The sequence below is a fragment of the Treponema saccharophilum DSM 2985 genome, from assembly GCF_000255555.1.
GTDB lineage: Bacteria > Spirochaetota > Spirochaetia > Treponematales > Treponemataceae > Treponema_D > Treponema_D saccharophilum.
Genome location: NZ_AGRW01000016.1, coordinates 1 through 3,396, shown reverse-complemented (window position 1 = coordinate 3,396; position 3,396 = coordinate 1). Strand labels below are relative to the sequence as shown.

The 3,396-nt window shown below is 57.3% G+C and carries 3 protein-coding genes; all 3 read right to left on the bottom strand.

What is annotated here, in order from left to right; translation table 11 throughout:
* Window positions 1-291: 291 nt before the first annotated feature.
* From TRESADRAFT_RS16550 to TRESADRAFT_RS00145, 3 genes are read right to left on the bottom strand one after another with little or no spacing between them, the layout of a single operon-like run.
* Entirely contained in the window at window positions 292-930 is a 639-nt protein-coding gene (locus TRESADRAFT_RS16550) for a P-II family nitrogen regulator (protein WP_002701669.1), read from the bottom strand.
* Window positions 927-2,507: a DUF1538 domain-containing protein gene (locus tag TRESADRAFT_RS00150; protein WP_002701667.1), complete on the bottom strand. Its 1,581-nt coding sequence runs from the start codon at window positions 2,505-2,507 to the stop codon at window positions 927-929. Before TRESADRAFT_RS00150 ends, TRESADRAFT_RS16550 begins: the two co-directional genes overlap by 4 nt.
* Window positions 2,508-2,524: 17 nt before the next feature.
* Window positions 2,525-2,998 carry an S-ribosylhomocysteine lyase gene (locus TRESADRAFT_RS00145; RefSeq protein ID WP_002701665.1) on the bottom strand — a complete coding sequence of 158 codons (474 nt, stop codon included), beginning with the start codon at window positions 2,996-2,998 and terminating at the stop codon, window positions 2,525-2,527.
* Window positions 2,999-3,396 lie beyond the last annotated feature (398 nt).

Here is a 3,396-nt window from a genome sequence, read left to right as displayed (position 1 = left end):
CCTACCGTGGTTGATGTGCGCGTTTTTTTTACCACAGATGGGAGTAGGCGAGGTTCCGCGCCCCGTGGACCTTTGCGCGTCCTAGTCGTTATTTGTCGGAACGGGCGTTCGCCGGCACGCGGGGTGCGTGCCTACCGGTGTGGGATTGCGCGTTTTTTTCCGCGGATGGGAGTTAAGCGGCGTTCATCCGTCCGACAAGGCGCACTTCTTGCGCGAAATGAGCAAGAAGCTGCGTGCGCGCGCTACAAAAAATAACGATAAACGCGCGTTAAGCAATGCGTGCGCGTGTGCCTACCGGCCTAGCGGGCTGAAGTTCTCTACGCCGGATGAGTATGCGATTCCCATTCCGGGTTCCTTCAGGCATTTCAGGTTTTGGATTGCCGCCATGACGCTTTCTTTTTTGTCGGAGGGGACAATCATTATGAGCATTTCCTTTTCGGGGACGATGTGCATCCCGAAAAATCGCTCGTCGTTTTCGCGGGCTGTTCCGCGTGCGCTTAATACGGTGCCGCCGCCTGCTCCCGCGCTCCGTGCCGCCGCCATCACATCGTCGGCGTATCCCTTGTTCACTATTACAGAAATCATCTCGTACATTGTCTTTCCCGCCTTTGTTCCGTCGTTTTCGGTGCGAATGTCTGAGCCAGAGCGCATGAACGAGCACACGTCCGTCACGAACATCTCGCCGAACAGGTGCCGCTCCTTGCGTGTCGCCTTCAGTATCGAGCTGAACACAGCATCCTTTGCGCCCTCGTCCACAATCATCAGGATTACGTCCTTCGTCGATTCCCCAAGCCCGAGGATTGCCGCCAAGTTCGAGCGCGCAAGCCCCCTTCCCATGAGGACTGTTCCGCCCCGGCATCCGCTTTCCATCGCCGCGCGCGTCAGCTTCTCGCCTTTGTCGTGCGGAACTATGCTCGTTATGAGTTTCATTTTGGCTCCTCCCTGCTTTTTTTCGCGGACGTCCCCGATTTTATCCTGAAGAAAATTCCGAGAACCTGGATTGCGATGAGCGGGGTCATCGCGACGAGCGCGATTACGCCGAACGCATCGACAGCAGGATTTCCGCCGGAAGCCGCGCTTGAGCCGAGCGTGAACGAAAGGACGAACGTGCTTGTCATCGGGCCGGACGCGACGCCGCCGGAATCGAACGCGATTGCCGTGAAAAGATTCGGGCAGAAGAACGTCAGCGCAAGCGCGAGCGCGTATCCCGGAACGAGAATGTACCACAGCGAGAATCCGAACAGCACGCGCGCCATGGAAATCCCTATAGAAATGGCAACGCCCGCCGAAAGCGCCGCGAGCATCACCTTCCGCTTTATCGTTCCGCCGGAAATGTTTTCGACCTGGTCGGTGAGAACCCACACCGCAGGCTCCGCCGACACGACGACGGCCCCGAACACGCATCCGACGGCGATGAGGAACGCAATCTGGACTCCGCCCGGAATGTCGAGGCTGCTCGTTATTTCCCCCGCCTCGTTGAAGACGCGGACGAATTTGTCTCCCGAGACGGCAAATTCCCCCAGAATCTCGCCGAGCCTCGTTCCCGTCGGCATGAATCCGCCCTGCGCCCCGGTGAGGAACAGGACAAGCCCCAGAAAACTCAGCAGAAGCCCCCGAATCATCCTTATAACCTGAAACGGGGGCATTTTTATAAGGAAGATTTGGAAAACTGCCGCCAATGTGACCAGCGGCGCCAACGCGCTCACGACTTCGCGGAAGATGTGCGGAAGAATGCGTATGAACACGGAAAGTCCCTCCGCCGTCTGCTCCATCGCTTCCGGGGTGTCCGCGCTGCCTTCGCCTGTCTGCGCGCTTAGTATGCCGTACATGCAGACCGCCGCAATCGGTCCGACCGACGCGATGCCCGTAAGCCCGAACGAGTCGTCGGAGGTTGAGGCGCTTGCGCTTCCCGATTTTGAGCGGACTGCCGCCACGCCGACGCCGAGCGCCATTATGAACGGGACGGTCATCGGTCCCGTCGTCGCCCCGCCCGAATCGAACGCGACGCCCTGGAATGTTTTCGGCGATAAAAATGCAAGGATGAACACTGCGACGTATGCGATGATGAGAATCGTCTTGAGCGGGATGGAAAGCACCGTGCGGAGAATTCCGAGCGTCACGAACAATCCGATTCCCGCCGCTATGAAAAGAATCAGCCCCCATTTGCTGATGCCGGGCGCAATCGCCTTCACCTGGTCGGCAAGCACCTGAACGTCCGGCTCGGCTATCGTTATCATGAATCCGATGAAGAATGACGATGCCAAAAGGAGGGCAAGGTTCCTTTTCGAAGTCAGCGCGGCTCCCGCCCGCTCGCCAATCGGAAGAATTCCGATGTCGACGCCCAAAAGGAAGAGCGTCAGCCCGATTATGACGAGAACGCCGCCCGTCAGGAATCGGGCAATCATCCCGCTGCCGAGCGGCGCTATGGTGAGTGAAAGCGCGGCGACAAGAACCATGATTGGCGCGACCGACGATACCGTTTCCCTCAGTTTCTGATACAAGTTCATCTGCTGGCCTGCCTATTTTACTTGTAGCAATTCCAGCCTTTTGTTTCGATTCCTTCAATCCATTTCCGCGCGAATTCCTTTGCGCCGTCGAGGTCCATGTCGCGCCAGTTCCCGCACTGAATCTCGTTTGCCGCGGGGACGTCGCCCGTCCATTCTACGACTTTCCTGAAAACGGGAAGGAGATGCTTCGCGATGAATTCCTCCGTGACGTCTCCCCAGACGGTGAGGTAGAATCCCGTCCTGCATCCCATCGGCGAGAAGTCGATTACGCCGTCGATTTCGTCGCGTATGAATTCCGCAACGATGTGCTCGATTGCGTGGATTGCGCCGGTCGGCATGAATTCCTTGTTCGGCTGGCATATCCGTATGTCGAATTTAGAAACGATGTCGCCCTTCGCGCCCGTTTTTTTTGCGGCGGTGCGGACAAATGGCGCGACGACCTTCGTGTGGTCCAGGTTGAACGAGTCTACGTTGTATTTCTTGAGTTCCATTTTCGTCTCCTAAAAAAAGATTTTCCGCCAGCGCCGTCCGGAATGGTTCACGGAAGAGCGCCGGTGATTTTTCGAGAATTGAAACATTTTTAGGAAATTGTGGCAATTGGCGCTTGCAAACCTTTGCGAGTTCTTAGATTGGCTATTTCGGCACAAGCGCACGCAGCTCCCCGCGCGGAGCGCAGGGAGTGCGCCGTGGTGGGAGGACGCGAGTGGAAGGGAATTTGCTCGTTCTGAGATTTCGCTTGCAACCTTTGCGAGTTCTTAGATTGGCTATTTCGGCACAAGCGCACGCAGCTCCCCGCGCGGAGCGCAGGGAGTGCGCCGTGGTGGGAGGACGCGAGTGGAAGGGAATTTGCGTCGTTCTGAGTATTTCGCTTGCTAACCTTTTGCGTAGT

Bases quoted from the DNA above. Each gene is read 5' to 3' on its own strand.
- TRESADRAFT_RS00150 (WP_002701667.1), bottom strand. From the start codon at position 2,507: ATGAACTTGTATCAGAAACTGAGGGAAACGGTATCGTCGGTCGCGCCA.
- TRESADRAFT_RS16550 (WP_002701669.1), bottom strand. From the start codon at position 930: ATGAAACTCATAACGAGCATAGTTCCGCACGACAAAGGCGAGAAGCTG.
- TRESADRAFT_RS00145 (WP_002701665.1), bottom strand. From the start codon at position 2,998: ATGGAACTCAAGAAATACAACGTAGACTCGTTCAACCTGGACCACACG.